Source organism: Paraburkholderia suaedae, assembly GCF_040812055.1.
Classification (GTDB): Bacteria; Pseudomonadota; Gammaproteobacteria; order Burkholderiales; family Burkholderiaceae; genus Paraburkholderia.
Genome location: NZ_JBFOAH010000005.1, coordinates 64,013 through 80,475 on the forward strand (window position 1 = coordinate 64,013; position 16,463 = coordinate 80,475).

Sequence of the window (16,463 nt, forward strand, 5' to 3'; positions counted from 1 at the left end):
ACGCCCTCCTTAAACTTCGCGTGCAGCGAGTGGTTGCATCAGTTTCGATGGCAACTTGAATTCGACCTTTTCTTCACGGCCCGCCATCGTCGTGACATCGACAGGCCCCAATGCGCTCAGCGCATCGATTACGTTCGTGACCATCTCTTCCGGCGCGGAAGCGCCGGCCGTGATGCCGACGGTCTGCACGTTGGCAAACCACTCCGGCTTCACTTCCGAACCGTCGGCGACGAGGTAGCTCGCCACGCCGCTTTCGCTGCCGATCTCGCGCAGCCGGTTCGAGTTCGAACTGTTGGTCGCCCCGACCACCAGCAGCACGTCGACCTGCTTGCTCAGTTCACGCACCGCCGCCTGGCGGTTCTGCGTGGCATAGCAGATGTCGCGCGTATCCGGACCGACAATGTTGGTAAAGCGGCGCAGCAGCGCGTCGATGATGCCGCGCGTATCGTCCACCGACAGCGTGGTCTGCGTCACATAAGCGAGGGGCGCATCGGCCGGCAGCTCCAGATGCGCGACTTCGGCTTCGCTTTGCACCAGTAACACCTTGCCCGGAATCTGGCCGATCGTGCCTTCCACTTCAGGGTGCCCCGCGTGGCCGATCAGGATCAGTGTACGGCCAGCGGCCACATATTGCCGGCCTTGCACATGGACCTTCGTGACCAGCGGGCAGGTTGCGTCGAGCACGTCGAGCCCACGCGCTTGCGCGTCGCGTTCGACCGTTTGAGCCACGCCATGCGCACTGAAAATGGTCACGGCGCCGTGCGGCACTTCATCGAGCTCCTCGACGAAGCGGGCGCCTTTGCGGCGCAGGTTGTCGACCACATGCCGGTTGTGGACGATCTCGTGACGAACGTACACGGGCGCGCCGTGTTGCTGTAAAGCACGATCGACGATCTCGATTGCACGAACAACACCCGCACAAAACCCGCGCGGCTGAGCAAGGATGACTCGCATAAATGGGCGAACTCCGACTGACGCGGGTTGCGAAGAAGTCCATACGCGTGACTTTATCGCCGCGATCGTCTAATTAGTTGACGTCTTGAGCCCCGGCGACCAGCCGGTACGGCAAAACCAAACGCGCATTCTAACGCTATCAGGCCAGCTTTGCTTTTGGCGCGCCCTTTATGTTGGGCGCTAGCCGCAAGCGTGGCTTGCCTTTCGGCGCCGCGTTCCAGCAGCGTGCCGCCATCCTGGCACGCTGCGCCGGTTTGACGGAACGCTTAAACTACGGGGCTCCCTGCGGCGCGCATCGTGAGCCGCATTACAGAATGGTTTCGAGGCTCGCCGGATGGACGTCGAACAGTACGAGAATTTTCCGATCCCGAGCGTGTTGCTGCCGAAGGCGCTGCGCGCGCCTATCGCCATTATCTATCAGGTTGTACGCACCGCCGCCGACATCGCCGACGAATGCGGCTCGACCGCTGCCGGCCGGCACGCCCGTCTAGCCGACCTGCGCGCGGGCCTTGACGCGGTGGCGCAGCGGCGCGCGGCGCCGGTCCATCCGCTGCTGTTCGGCAAGCTCGCCGCGGTGGTGGCGGACTACGAACTGCCGCTTGCGCCGTTTTACGATCTGCTCGAGGCCTGTGCGCAAGACATCGACACCAGCCGCTACGGCGACCGCGCCGCGCTGCTCCACTATTGCCGTCACTCGGCGAACCCCCTGGGGCACCTGATGCTGCATCTGCTCGATGCGGCCACGCCGGAGAATCTCGCCGACGCCGACGCGATCTGCACGGCGTCGCAGCTGATCGGCTTCTGGCTCGACGTGCCCGCCGACTGGAAAAAGGACCGCGTATATCTGCCGCTTGCGGATCTGCGGCGCTTCAACGTAACCGAAGCGCATATCGCCGACGGCGTGGCCGACCACGCCTGGCGTGCGTTGATGGCCTACGAGGTGTCATTCGCGCGGCAGACCTTGGTGCGCGGGGCGCCGCTCGCGTTGCGAATGCCTGGGCGGCTGGGCATCGAACTGTGCGCCGCCGTGCATGGCGGCCTGCGCTTTCTCGAACGGATAGAGAATGCAGACTACGATGTGTTTCGCAAGCGTCCCGTGCTCAACGCATTCGACTGGTGCGTGGTCGCGCTGCGTACCGTGGCGATGTGGCTGTCGCGACGGGTCGGGGTGCTGGCGGGTTCAATCGAGGGTAATGCTTAATGGCGGCGGTTCTGTTTGTTCTTGCGTGTCTCTCTCTGTTGATCTGGTGCGTGTTGCTGTTTGCGCGAGGCGGCTTCTGGCGCGCGCGACCGGCCGCGCCGCTCACCGTCGCGCCGCGCGTGACCTGGCCCGCAGTGGCTGCGGTGGTGCCGGCCCGCAATGAAGTCGACGTAATCGGCGAGGCGGTCACGACGCTGCTTCAGCAAAACTATCCGGGCACTTTTCACGTGATCGTCGTCGACGACCACAGCACCGACGGCACCGCCGACGCCGCGCGCGCCGCCGCATTGCAACTGCAATGCCCAGAGCGCCTGAGCGTGCTAAGCGCGAAGCCGCTGCCGCCGGGCTGGTCCGGCAAAGTGTGGGCGCAGTCGCAGGGTATCGAGGCGGTGCGCACCCTCGGCTTGCCCGCCGACTACCTGCTGTTGACCGATGCCGACATCGGCCACCCGGACGATGCGCTCGTGCAACTCGTCGCTCGCGCGGACGCGGAACAGCGCGACCTGGTCTCGCTGATGGTCCGTCTGCGTTGCGACTCGTTCTGGGAAAAAGCGCTGATACCGGCTTTCGTCTTTTTCTTCGCGAAGCTCTACCCGTTTGCGTGGGTCAACAACCCGCGCAATCGCACCGCGGCGGCGGCAGGCGGCTGCATGCTCGCGCGGCGCAGCGCGCTGGAGGAAGCGGGCGGCATCGAGTCGATTCGCGCCGAGCTGATCGACGATTGCAGCCTCGCCGCGCGCATCAAGCATCGCGGCACCGGGCGTCATCCCATCCGGCTGGACGTGGCGGCGCGCAGCGTGTCGCTGCGTCCGTACGATAGCTGGCGTGACATCTGGAACATGATCGCGCGTACCGCCTTTACGCAGCTGCATTATTCGCCGCTGCTGCTGGCGGGCACGCTGGCCGGCATGACGATTATCTATCTGGTGCCGCCCGTTGTCGCGTTGCTGCTCGGTCCCTTGGGCTGGCCCGCGTGGCTCGCTTGGGCGGCGATGTGCTGCGCCTATGCGCCGATGCTTCGCTACTACCGCCGCTCGCCGTTGTGGGCGCCGTTTCTGCCACTGGTGGCGCTGTTCTACGTCGGCGCGACGTTTGCGTCGGCGGTGCGCTATTGGCGCGGCAAGGGCGGTCAGTGGAAGGCGCGCGTGCAGGCGCCCGTGCAGGAGCGCTGATGCGCGTGCGCGGTGGGTGAGGCGGACAAAAAAAAGCGGCGCCAGGCGCCGCTTTTGACATCACGCGTTGGTCAGCATCATGTAGAGCTGAATCACCACATCGGGCGAGAACGTAAACGGCACCCAGCCGTGGCCGGTGTGACGCATGACCAGCAAGCGGTCGCCGTTCGATTGCTTCTGCACTGCCATCACCGGATTCTTCGTCGAGACGAAGCGCCAGCCCGGCGGAATGCCCGGTGGCTGCTCCGGCGTCATGGACGCGCGCGCATTCGACAATTCCTCGATCAGTTTGCCGATCTGGTCCGGGCGCAGCGCGACCTTCTGGTCGCCGATCGTCATCGTGATCTCGTCCCGCGCGGGCCGGTCGATCTGGAGCGTCGGCTGGAGCGGCGCGGACGCTTGTTCGGCTGCGGGTTCTGCGGCGGGCGTGTGGGCGGGTTCATCCGACGCCGGCGCAATGTCTTCGACGAAGGCTTCCGCGGTACGGGCCCCAGCCGATCCGCCTGCGGAGTCAGATGGCACGTCCGACGCAACCGTGTCCGCTGCCGCACTCGGCGCAGCTGCTTGTGCGCGGCTCTCTGGGAGGTTTTCGGCCTGCGTGGCCACGACAGCCTGGATGAGCTGATCGACGCCCATTTCCAGCGCGCCGAGCTGTTCGTGAAGGTTCATGCGAGCTTTCTCTGGTAAGGCCCGCGATTTTACCTGCTACGCGCGCGCTTTGACTCGTCGCAAAGACGGGACTTGTAACAAAATGCTCACGGCTGCGGCGGATTCTCGGGGGCGGCGCGTTCAGGGCGTCAGGTAGCCGGCTTGCCTGAACCAGTCGAGTGCGTCGCGCAAACCGTCGCGGTAGGGCCGGGCGCGATAGTCGAGCTCGCGCTCCGCCTTTGCCGACGTGAAATACATCTTGTTCTTCGACATCTTCAAGCCGTCGACGGTGACAAACGGTTCGCGTTTCGTGATCTTCGCGACCGCTTCCGCGCCCATCGCGAGCGGGTAGAGCGGCCAGCGCGGCAACGCGAGCGTGGGTGCCTTGCGGCCGGTCAACGCGGCGATATCGGCGAGCATTTGCTGAAGCGGCAGGTTTTCGCCGCCAAGAATATAGCGTTCGCCGATCTTGCCGCGTTCGAGCGCGAGGAAATGGCCTGCCGCGACGTCGTCCACATGCACGAGATTCAGGCCCGTATCGACGAAAGCCGGAATCTTGCCGAGTGCCGCTTCGACGATGATCCGCCCAGTCGGCGTCGGCTTCACGTCGCGCGGACCGATCGGAGTAGACGGATTGACGATCACCGCCGGCAGGCCGTCCTCGGCGATCATCCGCTCCACCGCGCGCTCGGCCAGCACCTTGCTGCGCTTGTAGACGCCGATCGCCTGCTCTGCCTTGAGGGGCGCGGTTTCGTCCGCGGACTGGCCGGAGCTCGTCACCTTGAGCGTCGCCACGCTGCTCGTGTAGACGATGCGCTCGACGCCTTCCTTGAGCGCCGCGCGCATGGTCGCTTCGGTGCCTTCCAGATTCGAGCGCTCGATCTCGCTCGGGTCCGGCGCCCACAGGCGATAGTCGGCGGCCACATGCAGCAGGTAGCGCACGCCGCGCAGCGCGTTGCGCATCGACGCTTCGTCGCGCATGTCGCCGACGACGACCTCCGCGTCCAGCGCCTCGACGTTCCGGCGCGAACTGGTGGCGCGCACCAGCACGCGTACCTTGAACCCCTTGTGCTGCGCGATGCGCGCCACCGACGAGCCGACGAAGCCCGAAGCGCCGGTCACGAGCACGAGATCGCGATTCTGTTCGATCATTCTGATTCCATTCCCCCCATGACAGTCGACGGATTGTACGTGTCGCTCGCGCCGCGTGTCGTGGCTCTGGCGAGCAGGCGCGCGACGACGCGTCTAGAATGCCGGCTTGAAAGTTTTGACGAGGAGGCGGCATGGCCCCGGATCTGGATCAGCGGATCGAAACATACTACGTGCGGGTGCGCGGCATGGTGCAGGGCGTCGGCTTTCGCCATGCGACCGTGCGGCAGGCACACGCGCTCGGCATCAAGGGATGGGTGGCGAATCTTGACGACGGCTCCGTCGAAGCGATCTTGCAGGGCTCGGCCAACCAGGTGGACCGCATGCTGTCGTGGCTGCGCCATGGGCCGCCAGCGGCGCGCGTGACCGAGGTGACCGGCGAAGAACGCCCGACCGAAAAGCGTTATGAGCGGTTCGAGCAGCACTGAGCACGGCAAGCCGACCAAAAAAAGCGGCGCGCCACCGATACGATGGCGCGCCGCGTTGGTCGTCGGTACCGGCGATGGGCCTATTGCGCCACGAGCAGACTCTCCGCAAAGCCCCATTCCTTTTCGATCCACTGATGGCTGCAGACGAAGCCCGCGCCGCCAGCGACCGCCGGCACTTCCTCCGCGCGGTATTTGTGGCTGCTCTCGGTCCAGATCGTTTCGCCTTCCTTCAACGACACCGTCAACTGCGCCGCGCCCACGTGCGCCGTGATCTTGCGCTTGGCGCGCAGATGCATTTCGATGCTGCGCGCGTCCGGATTGAAGCGCGCGACGTGCTCGAACGCGTCGAGCGGAAAATTGCCGTCCAGTTCGCGATTGATGCGCGCAAGCAGGTTCAGGTTGAACGACGCGGTTACGCCGATCGAATCGTCGTAGGCGGCCACCAGCATCGGCGTCGGCTTGATGAGGTCGGTACCCAGGAGCAGCGCGTCGCCGGGCGCGAGCATGTTGCGGATTTCACGCAGGAAGCGCGTCGCCGCGAGTCGGCCGAAATTGCCGATCGTACTGCCAAGGAACAGCACGAGTAAGCGTTCGTTTGCCGAGCGCTGCTTGCTCACTTCGGCGAGACCGGCTAGGTAATCGCGTTCGTATCCGACGATCGAGATCCGCTCGATGTCGCCCAGTTCGCGTCTGCACAACTGCAATGCACTGCGCGAAATTTCAATCGGGCAGTAAGAAGTGGGACGCTTTTTACACAGTGCTTCAAGAATGCGACGCGTCTTGCGGCCGCTGCCGCTGCCGAGTTCGGCGACGGTCACGTCATGCGGCAGATGCTCGACGATGTCGGCCGCGTGCGCCGCGAGCAGGCGTTCCTCGGCGCGCGTGACACCGTATTCGGGCAAGACGGTGATCACTTCGAAGAGGGCAGAGCCCACTTCGTCGTACAGGTACTTCGACGGCAGCTCTTTCTGCGGCGTGTGGCTGAGTCCGGCGCGCACATCAGCGGCGAAGGCGGCGCGCAGATCGGGTGACGCGTCGTGCGAGAGGGCTGGCTGGGTCATGCTGGCTCCAGTAGTCACATACGATAAGCGGGATTGCTTGCCGGGCGGCGACATGCGCAGTGAAACGCAGGTGACGCATGTCGTGGGAGAGAGGCTGGCTGGTCCGTGGGACTGCCTATGCCGACCCGACTGATTCATGCTGCGAAAGCTGTCGCAAACTTCACTGCAAACAGCGTGCGAGACTTCTTCAGCAAGATTCGCGCTTGAGTCGCGGGTAGCGACGTTATCAGCGCGTTGTCGATCGAAACAGGGACAACAGCGCGGACTCGGGTGCCGCGCACGAACGCTATGTTCGAGTGCATCCGCGTGCGATGCGCATAGACAACTTGCGCGAGGCGACGCAAAGCCACAGACGCCCGTTCCCGACAACCCGTCTAGAATGCGGGCTTGCGCTGCGGGTTGCAAACGAAAATGCAGCGCTTGTCCGATTCGCACTGCCCGCTTGTGAGATCTCGCTACCCATGACAACAACCCACGCCGCGAGCGAATGCTGCCGTGCCGACCGCCGCGCCGATGCTCGCGTTGAACGCGGAACATCTGCGCAACAGGCCGCGCAATGACGCAGTATGAACCCAGGCGCGGAATTGCGTTGTCCGTTGGCGCGTCGGCGATGTTTGCCTTGCTGTCCGCCTACGCGACCTTGCTCGCGCCGCTGAGCGGGCTCGATATCTTTGCATGGCGCATCGTATGGACCGTCCCGGGTGCGCTGCTGCTCGTCGCGTTACGCAAGCGCCTGCCGATTCTGCGCCGGCTTGCTTACCGCATGGTGACAGAGCCGAAGCTCGCGGTGGCCATGATCGTGAGCGCGGCTTTGCTCGGTGCGCAACTGTGGGTGTTCCTGTGGGCGCCGCTGCACGGCAGGATGCTCGAAGTGTCGCTCGGCTACTTTCTGCTACCGCTGGCGATGGTGCTGGTGGGTCGCTTTGGCTATCGGGAACGCCTCGACGGATTGCAGTGGCTGGCGGTGATTTGCGCGGCGGTCGGGGTCGGCCACGAACTGTGGATGACGGGCGCATTTTCGTGGCCGACGTTGCTCGTCGCACTCGGCTATCCGCCGTACCTCGCGTTGCGCCGCAAGATCAATGAAGATTCGCTGGCAATGTTCACGATGGAAATGGCGCTGCTCTTGCCGGTGGCTTTAGTGTTCATCGTGAGCGGCGGTTCGCTGACGGCGATCGCCGGCCGCGCGGACATGTGGTGTCTGCTGCTGCCGGGTCTCGGCGCGTTGAGCACGATTGCGCTGGCGTCGTACCTGAAGGCGAGCCGTCTGTTGCCCGTCGCGCTGTTCGGCATTCTCGGATATGTCGAGCCGGTGCTGCTCGTGTTGGTGTCGGTCACGTTGCTCGGCGAATCGCTGAGCGCCGCGCAACTGGCCACCTATATCCCCATCTGGATCGCCGTCGCGTTCACGGCCTTGCATGGCGTTCGCCTCGTTCGGCTCGCGCCGAACTGAATTGCCCGCGACGATCAGCGATGCGCGGCCGCCCGGTCCGCGTCGATTGCGTCGCGCAGCTCGGGGCGCCAGCCGATAGCGAACAACGCTTCCGCGAGCACGAACAGCGGTCCGATCAACAGGCCGATCACGTCGTCGACGAAGGCCGGTTTGCGATGTTCATACGCGAGGTGGCCGATGAACTGGAACAGCCAGCCGATGACGAAGAGTCCGATGCCGGTGGCGGCCCACGCCAGCGTCGATTGCCTGGCGAGCCACTCGCCGAACGCGACGCAAAGTGCCGATACGCATGCCATCATGAAGCCGAGCGGCACGTCGAGCGAGAGATAGTAGACGGTGGATGCGGCGAATAGCAGCCACGCGGCCGACACGCTCACTGGCAGGGCGCCCATCGTGAAAGCGGGACGGCTCAGCAACACGGCCAATGCGAGCACGATCAGCGGGATGCCGATGAAGTGCGTGGCGATATTGCGCCGGTCGCGATGGTAAGCCGCGTATTGCGACAGTTGTTGCGTCAGCGTTCTCATGATGGCGTTCCTCCGTCGAAGTGAGCATAACCGTGGGTCGCGAAATTTAAAACCAGCGGGCAGCCGGTCGATCTCGCGCGGATGCGATCCAAAAGCTCGGCCGCCAGGCAGATGCGATCAATACGTCGCCGCCTCTCACCGGCATAAAAAAACCGCTCCGAAGAGCGGCTTTGTAGAGCGGTCGGGCACCGGGCCGCCTCAGCATCAATCAATCGTCCAGGAGCGCCGGGTCGCGCACTGCACCCTTGTCAGCCGACATGACCAGCTTCGCATACGCCTTGAGCGCAGCGGACACCTTGCGCGGACGCTGCTTGGCCGGTTTCCATCCCTTGGCGTTCTGCTCCTCGCGGCGGCGCGCAAGTTCCTCGTCGGACAGCAGGACGTCGATCGTGCGATTCGGAATGTCGATGCGGATCTTGTCGCCGTCGCGAACGAGGCCGATGGCGCCACCCGCTGCAGCCTCAGGCGAGCAGTGGCCGATGGACAGCCCCGAGGTGCCGCCCGAGAAGCGGCCATCCGTCAGCAGCGCGCAAGCCTTGCCAAGACCTTTCGATTTGATATAGCTCGTCGGATACAGCATTTCCTGCATACCGGGGCCGCCCTTCGGGCCTTCGTAACGAACGATCACCACGTCGCCCGCCTTGACCTTGTCGTTGAGAATGTTCTCCACCGCTTCGTCCTGCGATTCGGTGACGTGAGCCGTGCCCTCGAACACGAGGATGCTTTCGTCGACACCCGCCGTCTTGACGACGCAACCGTCGAGCGCGATGTTGCCGGTCAGCACCGCGAGGCCGCCTTCCTTGGAAAACGCATGTTCGTAGGAGCGGATGCAGCCCTCGGCACGGTCGAGATCCAGGCTCGGCCAGCGCGCATTCTGGCTGAACGCCACTTGCGTGGGTACGCCGCCGGGGCCAGCCATGTAGAAGGTTTTGACGGCTTCGTCACGGGTGCGGGTGATGTCCCACTGATCCAGCGCGTCCTTCAGCGTGGCGGCGTGCACAGTGGGCACGTCCGTGTGGAGCTTGCCGGCGCGCTCCAGCTCGCCGAGGATCGCCATGATGCCGCCCGCGCGGTGCACGTCTTCGATGTGGTACTTGTTGGTATTGGGCGCGACCTTGCACAGCTGCGGTACGGTCCGCGACAGGCGGTCGATGTCGGTCATCGTGAAGTCGATTTCCGCTTCCCGCGCGATGGCCAGCAAATGCAGGATCGTGTTGGTCGAGCCGCCCATCGCGATGTCCAGCGTCATCGCGTTTTCGAACGCCTTGAAGCCCACCGCGCGCGGCAGGATCGACGCCTGCTCCTGCTCGTAGTACTGGCGGGCCAGTTCGACGATGCGGCGGCCGGCGCGCTTGAAGAGTTGCTCGCGGTCCGCGTGGGTGGCCACTACCGTGCCGTTGCCCGGCAGCGACAGGCCGAGCGCTTCGGTGAGGCAGTTCATCGAGTTGGCCGTGAACATGCCCGAGCACGAACCGCAGGTCGGGCAGGCGGAGCGTTCTACTTCGGCGACGTCGGCGTCGGAATAGGCCGAGTCGGCGGCGATCACCATGGCGTCCACCAGGTCCAGCTTCTTGAACTCGAGCGTCTTCGTGACGGGATTGGCGAGGCGAGTCTTGCCGGCTTCCATCGGGCCGCCGGACACGAAGATCACCGGAATGTTGAGCCGCATCGCGGCCATCAGCATGCCGGGGGTGATCTTGTCGCAGTTCGAGATGCACACCATCGCGTCGGCGCAGTGCGCGTTGACCATGTATTCCACCGAGTCCGCGATGATGTCGCGGCTCGGCAGCGAATAGAGCATGCCGTCGTGACCCATCGCGATGCCGTCATCGACCGCGATGGTGTTGAATTCTTTGGCGACGCCGCCGGCTGCCTCGATCTCGCGCGCGACGAGCTGCCCCAGGTCCTTCAGGTGCACGTGGCCAGGTACGAACTGCGTAAACGAATTGACCACCGCGATGATCGGCTTGGAAAAGTCTTCGTCTTTCATGCCGGTGGCGCGCCACAGCGAGCGTGCCCCCGCCATGTTGCGGCCGGCAGTGGAAGTTTTGGAACGGTATGCGGGCATTGTGGGTTGGTAATGAAATATCGCAGAAAGGAAGTGGGCCACGCGAATAGAGGCCGCTCTCGCGCCCGTGCGAACAACCTTTTGAGCCGCGCTTTGGGCAAGCGGCGCATTATCCCATACCCACCGGCCCCTGCTGCGGACCGGTTCCGCGCAGCGCTGTCAGTGATGTACTCGTCAGCAAGCGCCACTTTGTGCGCGCCTGGAAGAAGAATAAAAAAAGGCGAGTCATGCGACTCGCCCTCCCTGAACGGCATGGTTCGGCTTCGATTCCCCAGTCATGCGTGGCCGCTACATGCCGAAACCGACCCCATGTTATTGCGTCTTTGTCGTGTCGGTTTGTGCGCCGTCGGCTTTTGCCGGGGCATTGCTGGCCTCTTTCGCGCTATTTGTTGCGGGCTTTGCGGCGCTGGTTTTCTTCACTGCTTTGTGCGTCTTGGCCGTATGCGTGGCGGAAGTCTTTTTCACATGCGCCTTCGTGGTCCTGGCCGGCGTCTTGGTGGCAGCTGCGCCTCCGTCAGTCGCACCGGATTGCACGGCGGTGTTCGCCTTCAGATTCGCTTGACCGGCGCTCTGCATTTGCGCGGGCTGTGCAGGTTGCGCGGACTGTGCGGTGGACGGTGCGGCCGTTTGAGCAAATGCGGTCGACACGAGCAAAGCGGAAGCGAGAGCGGCGAAAAGCGTCTTCATGGTGTGACTCCTTGTAGAACCGGTAGACCTTCTGGCGCGCCTGAATTTTTTCAGCGCTGCCGGTTTAACGTGGAGGGGAGGCCCGCAGTTGACGATGCTTTGGTGACAAAACGTAACCGCCGAAACATGTCGGCGTACTAAATCAACGTGGGGCGGGGCGGTACTTTAGACGCGAGTGCATTCGCGCTGAGATGCAGCGATAAGGCGGCGCGCGACGGAAGGCCGAAGATAAAGAGCGGAGGTGAGCAACCCTTCCGCCTTCGCATTACATGGTTCAGACTAAACGCCTTCACGCATCACTTAAACGGATTTTGTACGATGCCTGGCGTCGCGTCCGGCTCCTCTTTGATCTTCGCGGGCAGATCGGTTTGAGCCTGTAAGCTGGCGACAATCGCATCCACCGCCTCTTTGAGCGCAAGCGCCGCTTTCAGTCCGCGTTGGTCGCGGGTCAGTTCCAACGTGCCGTTCAGCACCACACGCGTGGTGCCATTGCTTAGCGTGAGCGCATCGCCCTGAATGTTGAGCACGTCGTCATCGTTCGAATAGGGTTTAAACACCTTTCAGTCCTCCCGGTCGCTGGTCTTTGAGGTTTTCCGGAATGCCCGGGAAACGGATCCCCGATGCTGTTTCGAGTTCGTGAATCGTCCTGATGTCGTAACGATTGGTCGAGACATTGTTGACTACCACCGCGAACGCGAGTTGATGCGACGGCACGTAGACGGCCTTGAACAATTGCGTCGGCACGAACACCCGCGTCGGTCCGATGGTCTGCAACTGCTGGCCGTTGAAGATCGGTCCGGTGACGATATAAGTATCGTCGTACGCCAGCGCGATCCTGCGCACCGCTGTTTCGATGCGCGACCACAGCCGTTGGTTGTTCTCGCGATTCTGCGGCACCACGTTGGCGAGCGAGAACGATTGCGCCATGGCCTGCTGATTCCAGCGGTTGCCTGCCGGGCTCATATGGCCGCGATCGAAGCCGCTGCGTTTGTAGTCCGCGAGTGTTGCGCCTTCGCCTTCGGGCAGTCGCGCATCTTCGAAAAACTTGTTGGTGCGCACCATGTCTTTGGCGGCGTCGATATGATCGCGCGTCAGATGCTCGGCGGACCAGAGGGGGCCGTGCGTAATACCCGAATGGAGCACCGCGAAATCGCTATAGCAAAGCATGCGCGTTTTGGGCGCCATCTTCTGATTGCTCAGAACCGGCCATTGCGCATTCGGGGTGAACTGGGTGCACGAGGGCGCCGCGCTCGCATGAGCGGCCAGGGCGAATAACAGGCAGGCAAGCCACTGCTTCATGTGTCGATCGTTCGAAGGATGGGGCTGCGAGTATATCGTTGCGAGCCTGGATCGAGCGACCCCTAATGTGGGGCCGATGCAATCAACAAAGCGCACGCGCCGATGACACGTCGCAACGAAAATGACAGCGGCGCGCGGCAAATGAAAGCCGCCAAAGGACACGCGCAAAAATGCGCGGGCAAAAAAAATGGGCCGCTTTGCAGCGACCCTAATGCGTGGACTTTCGACTCTACTCACGCATGCTTAAGATCGGCTTAAGCGCGAACAGCCCAGAGTCAAAATATGTGTCAAAGCGCACGAACGAAATTGGCCTGGCATCAGCGAGCGCACGTTCCCTCGCCAATGGAATTTTCGACCGATCAAAGACGGGTGAGGAAAAAACCTAAAACCTAATTACCGAATACGCTGTTTTCGGCGCATACCGTTTGACGGTCGACGGCTTGCAGCCGCCAAAAGCCTTTTGCCTGCGCGCGGGTCGGCAGGGCAGTCCACGCGGCGGCGCCTTGTGCCGCGCTGACTTGTTGTTTGCGGTCGACGTGCAAGCCCCGCAGCGTACACAGCGGCGCATCGGCGCTCGGTGCGCATAGCGTGGTTACGCCGTCCTCGTCATGCAGCTCACCCCACGGGGGCAGATCGATCCCTTGATGTGCCTCTCTCGACCACCTATGCTGCTCGGTGTCGAGCCACAGCACGGCGTAATCGTGGCTAACGGTGGGATCAGAACCGTTGATCAGAATGGTTAGTCGCATGGCAGTCCCGTACAAATTGCGAAGTCACTGCTTTATCAGTCTATGCCGCGCCGCGCGTTATGCAAGGCAAATGCTGACGGCTGTCGTGCGTGAAAAAGCCGCACCTGCGTGGCAGCTGCCTGTACGATAGATGCCGTCACTTCGGTGTTCGCAAAGGCGTGCGATGCTGCGTCGATTTCTGCCGTTCACAGTGTTGGTAACGTGGCTGAGCGCGATGCCGCCATTAGGCATCGCAGCGGATAACGCACCGTTTGCTGCGCCGCCGCCGGTCGTCTATGTAGCCGATTTCGACCTCGACGTGGCGAACCTGACCCCGGACAGCGGCGCGGGCGAACGCGTGCGTCGGCTGCGCGGTTTGCTGCCGAGCGGACCCGCAGCGATGGGGCAGGACAAGAATCCGCAGGCGCACGCAAGGCACATCGTGAACGAGATGGCGGACGCGCTGACGCAAAACCTGCGCAAAGGCGGCGCCGATGCGCGCCGTGTCGCGCCGGGACAGCCATTGCCAAGCGTCGGTTGGCAAGTGCGCGGTGTGTTTCTGAGCGTCGACGACGGCAATCGCGTGCGGCGCGCGATAGTCGGGCTCGGCGCCGGGCAGAACGACATTCAGGTGGCGGTTTCGTGCGACAGCCTGAGCGCCGCCGGATTGCCGCCGCTCTACCAGACAATCGAAGAAGCCGGCGGCGAGAACTTGCCGGGTGCCGCGATCAAGCTGAATCCTTATGTGATCGCGGCGAAGTTCGTGATGGCGCGCGGCGACGAAAAGAAGACGATTGGCAAGACCGCGCAGGACATCGCGGATGCGGTGATCGCGAAGCTGCATGCCGCCGCGCAATGAGACGCAATGAGACGCGATGGTTTGCGAACCTCGCTTGCCCGAGGCATCGTAGACAGCGACCGATGCACAGCCCGCCAAACAAAACATTCACGCGAGATCCAGCGGCACCGTCAAGTCCCCGAGCGGCGCGAGGCCATTGCGAGCAAACGCGCGATCGCGCGCAAGCACGCCGTCGAGCGGCGCCAATCCGTGCACGCGGCTGATGAAGCGAAGAATCGAATTCGTGTCGTACACCGTGTGATCGACAAATCCCTTCTTTGCGAGCGGCGAAATCACGAGCGCCGGAATCCGCGACCCAGGACCCCAGCGGTCGCCCTGGGGTGGCGCAACCGGATCCCACCACCCACCGTTTTCATCGACGGTGACGATGACGACCGTATTGGCCCACTGCGGGCCGCGCTGAATGTGCTCGACCACCGTGGCAATGTGCCGGTCGCCCGAGGCCACATCCGCGTACCCCGCGTGCATGTTCAGATCGCCTTGCGGCTTATAGAACGTGACGGTGGGCAGGCGCCCCGCGTCGATATCCGCGATCAGATGGTTCGACGACGCGTCGCTGCCGAGCCCCGCATCGCGCAGATGCGTGCGCCGCGCGGCGGTGCCCGGCGCGTAGTTCGCGAAGTAGTTGAAGGGCTGGTGGTGATACTGGAAGTCGGGCACCGCGCCGGTCTCCCGATGCTGCAGCGCGTATTGCCACGCGCCGCTGTACCACGCCCAGTCCACGCCGTTGTCCGTCAGCCGGTCGCCGATCGTCGCATAGTGCTGCGGCGTCAGCACGCGCGGATTCGACGGGTCGGCGAAGGCTGGATCGCCCCCTTCGGCGGGGCGCACGTTGCTCGGCTGAAAGGGCGGCGCCATGGTGTTGACCGCATAGCCGTCGGCAGTGAACAAGCCGTCGTTGACGAACTTCGGCGGACCGTCGAGCGCGGACGCGGGCGAATCCGCCGCCGGCTTCAGGCGCGTGCCAGTTGGATCGTCGCCTTCCACTACCGAAACCAGCTTTTTCGCCGGGCCGTTTTGCACATCCGGATAGAACGGCGCCTGCGCCGAGATCAGAAAGATGTGGTTCAGCCACGAGCCGCCGAAAGCCGCCATGAAGAAGTTGTCGCACAGCGTGTACTGCTGCGCGAGATTCCACAGCCGCAGCGAGTCGGCGGAATTGTGGTAGTGGCCCATCACGAGACCGCCGGAATCGCCCCACGCCGCGAACTGGTCGTTGCGTCCGGCGTTGATCTGCATCTGATTCTGATAGAAGCGATGAATCAGGTCGCGCGTGATCACGCCGGTCGGCAGCGGCGCACCGTGGGCGTCGGCGATCTGGAAAGGGCGGTTGCGCAAGTGATCGAGATCGTCCTGGCCAATCATGTAACGGCGGCCGTCGACGACCTGCGCTTGCGGCACGAGCCCGCCCCAGATAGCCGGCAAGCGCGGCAGCGGCGTCTTGCCGTCGCGGTCGAGTTGCAGAGAGCGCTCGGCGCTCACCGCGTCGAGCGGATATTGGACACCCGGGAAGTTGCCGTACAGATTGGCGAAACTGCGATTCTCCGCGTAGATCACGACGATGTGTTTGACCTGGTCGTGCAGCGCGGCGTCGAGCCGCAGGTCCGCGGCGCTGCGCGGCGGCGCGTTGCTCACCGCGCCATGTTCGGTCGTGCAGCCCGTCAACGCGAGGCCCAGGCCGACCGCCGCGAGACCGGTCAGGACACGTCGGCGTTCGGGATCGTCGGGAGCGTTGCGGTCGTCGCCGGGCGGGAGGCTGGAATCGTGGTGGGTCATCGGCAGGTTCCGAAGTTTGTTGAGCGGGCGCCTGAGTGCCGCGTGCACTCGGCTCGCCCGTCACCGGTTGCGGATGCGAAGAGGCGGGCCGGGCTCACGGTCTAAGGCAGTCGACGCTTCACGCGCCAGCTGTGGTGCGTTGCGTCGACGGCGAGCAGCAGCCAATGCCGCGCATTCACCGGATGACGCTTTTGCGTCGCATAACCGTCGACGGTCAGTTCCAGTTCGTCATGCGCGCGCAGATTGCAGGTGGCGCGCGCGCCGGAGCCATCCGCAAATTCGACGACCGCGGCCGCACCGCGGGTGGCCTCGGGCAGATGCGCAATACGCACCGCGCAGCCCGGATAAAGATGCGAATCGGCAACCTTGATCTGAATGGAATCGGACATGACGTGGCCTCCATACGCTTGGCGCAGCGAGAACGCGGCGGTGTCGCTGCGCCGCGCAAATGGA

17 protein-coding genes are annotated in these 16,463 nt (G+C 63.7%); 5 read left to right on the plus strand and 12 right to left on the minus strand.

Annotated features, from left to right (window positions below; genetic code table 11):
* Positions 1-9 precede the first annotated feature (9 nt).
* Positions 10-954: a 4-hydroxy-3-methylbut-2-enyl diphosphate reductase gene (gene ispH, locus ABQJ48_RS09275; RefSeq protein WP_367837528.1), complete on the minus strand. Its 945-nt coding sequence runs from the start codon at positions 952-954 to the stop codon at positions 10-12.
* 334 nt (positions 955-1,288) lie between these two features.
* Here ispH and hpnC point away from each other — a divergent pair, with 334 nt between their 5' ends.
* Complete coding sequence (gene hpnC / locus ABQJ48_RS09280) at positions 1,289-2,155, plus strand: squalene synthase HpnC (protein ID WP_367837530.1); 867 nt, start codon at positions 1,289-1,291, stop codon at positions 2,153-2,155.
* Positions 2,155-3,327, plus strand: a complete 1,173-nt coding sequence (locus ABQJ48_RS09285; RefSeq protein WP_367837531.1) for a glycosyltransferase — start codon at positions 2,155-2,157, stop codon at positions 3,325-3,327. The genes hpnC and ABQJ48_RS09285 overlap by 1 nt, the downstream gene beginning before the upstream one ends.
* A gap of 60 nt (positions 3,328-3,387) precedes the next feature.
* On the opposite strand, the gene ABQJ48_RS09290 is transcribed toward ABQJ48_RS09285, so the two are convergent.
* Positions 3,388-3,996 (minus strand): hypothetical protein, encoded by a 609-nt coding sequence (locus tag ABQJ48_RS09290; protein WP_367837532.1) that lies wholly within the window; start codon positions 3,994-3,996, stop codon positions 3,388-3,390.
* A gap of 120 nt (positions 3,997-4,116) precedes the next feature.
* Complete coding sequence (hpnA, locus tag ABQJ48_RS09295) at positions 4,117-5,127, minus strand: hopanoid-associated sugar epimerase (RefSeq protein WP_367837533.1); 1,011 nt, start codon at positions 5,125-5,127, stop codon at positions 4,117-4,119.
* 131 nt (positions 5,128-5,258) lie between these two features.
* Here hpnA and ABQJ48_RS09300 point away from each other — a divergent pair, with 131 nt between their 5' ends.
* A complete protein-coding gene (locus ABQJ48_RS09300) occupies positions 5,259-5,552 on the plus strand; it encodes an acylphosphatase (RefSeq protein ID WP_367837534.1) in 294 nt (97 codons plus the stop codon).
* 80 nt (positions 5,553-5,632) lie between these two features.
* Here ABQJ48_RS09300 and egtD read toward each other — a convergent pair whose 3' ends face one another.
* Positions 5,633-6,613, minus strand: coding sequence for an L-histidine N(alpha)-methyltransferase (egtD, locus tag ABQJ48_RS09305; RefSeq protein WP_367837536.1), 981 nt, complete (start codon positions 6,611-6,613; stop codon positions 5,633-5,635).
* A 556-nt stretch (positions 6,614-7,169) separates the two neighbouring features.
* Between egtD and rarD the strand changes: the two genes are divergently transcribed.
* Complete coding sequence (gene rarD, locus ABQJ48_RS09310; RefSeq protein WP_367837538.1) at positions 7,170-8,066, plus strand: EamA family transporter RarD; 897 nt, start codon at positions 7,170-7,172, stop codon at positions 8,064-8,066.
* Between the two features lie 14 nt (positions 8,067-8,080).
* Here the strand turns inward: rarD and ABQJ48_RS09315 are convergent, their stop codons facing one another.
* From ABQJ48_RS09315 to ABQJ48_RS09340, 6 genes are all read right to left on the minus strand, one after another.
* Positions 8,081-8,593 (minus strand): Mpo1 family 2-hydroxy fatty acid dioxygenase, encoded by a 513-nt coding sequence (locus ABQJ48_RS09315; protein ID WP_367837540.1) that lies wholly within the window; start codon positions 8,591-8,593, stop codon positions 8,081-8,083.
* Between the two features lie 208 nt (positions 8,594-8,801).
* Positions 8,802-10,661 (minus strand): dihydroxy-acid dehydratase, encoded by a 1,860-nt coding sequence (gene ilvD / locus ABQJ48_RS09320; RefSeq protein WP_367837541.1) that lies wholly within the window; start codon positions 10,659-10,661, stop codon positions 8,802-8,804.
* Between the two features lie 312 nt (positions 10,662-10,973).
* Positions 10,974-11,348: a hypothetical protein gene (locus ABQJ48_RS09325; protein WP_367837542.1), complete on the minus strand. Its 375-nt coding sequence runs from the start codon at positions 11,346-11,348 to the stop codon at positions 10,974-10,976.
* Positions 11,349-11,644: 296 nt separating this feature from the next.
* Positions 11,645-11,905, minus strand: a complete 261-nt coding sequence (locus ABQJ48_RS09330) for a hypothetical protein (RefSeq protein WP_367837543.1) — start codon at positions 11,903-11,905, stop codon at positions 11,645-11,647.
* Complete coding sequence (locus ABQJ48_RS09335) at positions 11,898-12,647, minus strand: DNA/RNA non-specific endonuclease (protein ID WP_367837544.1); 750 nt, start codon at positions 12,645-12,647, stop codon at positions 11,898-11,900. Before ABQJ48_RS09335 ends, ABQJ48_RS09330 begins: the two co-directional genes overlap by 8 nt.
* A 389-nt stretch (positions 12,648-13,036) precedes the next feature.
* Positions 13,037-13,396 (minus strand): DUF3564 domain-containing protein, encoded by a 360-nt coding sequence (locus ABQJ48_RS09340; protein WP_367837545.1) that lies wholly within the window; start codon positions 13,394-13,396, stop codon positions 13,037-13,039.
* A 163-nt stretch (positions 13,397-13,559) separates the two neighbouring features.
* On the opposite strand from ABQJ48_RS09340, the gene ABQJ48_RS09345 reads away from it, so the two are divergent.
* Positions 13,560-14,234, plus strand: coding sequence for a DUF4410 domain-containing protein (locus ABQJ48_RS09345; RefSeq protein WP_367837546.1), 675 nt, complete (start codon positions 13,560-13,562; stop codon positions 14,232-14,234).
* A gap of 87 nt (positions 14,235-14,321) precedes the next feature.
* On the opposite strand, the gene ABQJ48_RS09350 is transcribed toward ABQJ48_RS09345, so the two are convergent.
* Together ABQJ48_RS09350 and ABQJ48_RS09355 are read right to left on the minus strand one after the other, a co-directional pair.
* Positions 14,322-16,010 (minus strand): acid phosphatase, encoded by a 1,689-nt coding sequence (locus ABQJ48_RS09350; RefSeq protein WP_367837547.1) that lies wholly within the window; start codon positions 16,008-16,010, stop codon positions 14,322-14,324.
* Between the two features lie 101 nt (positions 16,011-16,111).
* Positions 16,112-16,399, minus strand: a complete 288-nt coding sequence (locus tag ABQJ48_RS09355) for a hypothetical protein (protein ID WP_367837548.1) — start codon at positions 16,397-16,399, stop codon at positions 16,112-16,114.
* Positions 16,400-16,463 lie beyond the last annotated feature (64 nt).

What these genes read in the sequence shown, in the direction of transcription:
- ispH (WP_367837528.1), bottom strand. Translation starts at nt 954, where the DNA reads ATGCGAGTCATCCTTGCTCAGCCGCGCGGGTTTTGTGCGGGTGTTGTT.
- hpnC (WP_367837530.1), top strand. Translation starts at nt 1,289, where the DNA reads ATGGACGTCGAACAGTACGAGAATTTTCCGATCCCGAGCGTGTTGCTG.
- ABQJ48_RS09285 (WP_367837531.1), top strand. Translation starts at nt 2,155, where the DNA reads ATGGCGGCGGTTCTGTTTGTTCTTGCGTGTCTCTCTCTGTTGATCTGG.
- ABQJ48_RS09290 (WP_367837532.1), bottom strand. Translation starts at nt 3,996, where the DNA reads ATGAACCTTCACGAACAGCTCGGCGCGCTGGAAATGGGCGTCGATCAG.
- hpnA (WP_367837533.1), bottom strand. Translation starts at nt 5,127, where the DNA reads ATGATCGAACAGAATCGCGATCTCGTGCTCGTGACCGGCGCTTCGGGC.
- ABQJ48_RS09300 (WP_367837534.1), top strand. Translation starts at nt 5,259, where the DNA reads ATGGCCCCGGATCTGGATCAGCGGATCGAAACATACTACGTGCGGGTG.
- egtD (WP_367837536.1), bottom strand. Translation starts at nt 6,613, where the DNA reads ATGACCCAGCCAGCCCTCTCGCACGACGCGTCACCCGATCTGCGCGCC.
- rarD (WP_367837538.1), top strand. Translation starts at nt 7,170, where the DNA reads ATGACGCAGTATGAACCCAGGCGCGGAATTGCGTTGTCCGTTGGCGCG.
- ABQJ48_RS09315 (WP_367837540.1), bottom strand. Translation starts at nt 8,593, where the DNA reads ATGAGAACGCTGACGCAACAACTGTCGCAATACGCGGCTTACCATCGC.
- ilvD (WP_367837541.1), bottom strand. Translation starts at nt 10,661, where the DNA reads ATGCCCGCATACCGTTCCAAAACTTCCACTGCCGGCCGCAACATGGCG.
- ABQJ48_RS09325 (WP_367837542.1), bottom strand. Translation starts at nt 11,348, where the DNA reads ATGAAGACGCTTTTCGCCGCTCTCGCTTCCGCTTTGCTCGTGTCGACC.
- ABQJ48_RS09335 (WP_367837544.1), bottom strand. Translation starts at nt 12,647, where the DNA reads ATGAAGCAGTGGCTTGCCTGCCTGTTATTCGCCCTGGCCGCTCATGCG.
- ABQJ48_RS09340 (WP_367837545.1), bottom strand. Translation starts at nt 13,396, where the DNA reads ATGCGACTAACCATTCTGATCAACGGTTCTGATCCCACCGTTAGCCAC.
- ABQJ48_RS09345 (WP_367837546.1), top strand. Translation starts at nt 13,560, where the DNA reads ATGCTGCGTCGATTTCTGCCGTTCACAGTGTTGGTAACGTGGCTGAGC.
- ABQJ48_RS09350 (WP_367837547.1), bottom strand. Translation starts at nt 16,010, where the DNA reads ATGACCCACCACGATTCCAGCCTCCCGCCCGGCGACGACCGCAACGCT.
- ABQJ48_RS09355 (WP_367837548.1), bottom strand. Translation starts at nt 16,399, where the DNA reads ATGTCCGATTCCATTCAGATCAAGGTTGCCGATTCGCATCTTTATCCG.